Source organism: Paraburkholderia sp. RL17-347-BIC-D, assembly GCF_046027915.1.
In the GTDB taxonomy this organism is placed as follows: domain Bacteria; phylum Pseudomonadota; class Gammaproteobacteria; order Burkholderiales; family Burkholderiaceae; genus Paraburkholderia.
Genome location: NZ_JARESS010000294.1, coordinates 1 through 280, shown reverse-complemented (window position 1 = coordinate 280; position 280 = coordinate 1). Strand labels below are relative to the sequence as shown.

At 62.9% G+C, this 280-nt stretch carries 1 protein-coding gene; it reads left to right on the top strand.

Annotation, left to right across the window (positions count from 1 at the left end; translation table 11 throughout):
- Nucleotides 1-280 (top strand): citrate/2-methylcitrate synthase (locus tag P0D96_RS48640; RefSeq protein ID WP_408321527.1); only part of this gene is annotated, 280 nt, incomplete at both ends.

Sequence of the window (280 nt, the reverse complement as noted above, 5' to 3'; positions counted from 1 at the left end):
CGAGTTCAACGCATCGACCTTTGCGGGCCGCGTGATCGCGGGGACGGGATCGGACATCTATTCGGCCATCACCGGTGCAATCGGCGCGCTGCGCGGGCCGAAGCACGGCGGCGCCAATGAAGTCGCGTTCGAGATCCAGTCGCGCTACCAGACGCCGGATGAAGCGGAAGCGGACATCCGCCGTCGCGTCGAGAACAAGGAAGTGGTGATCGGTTTCGGTCACCCGGTGTACACGATCTCCGACCCGCGCAACAAGGTCATCAAGGAAATCGCGAAGAAG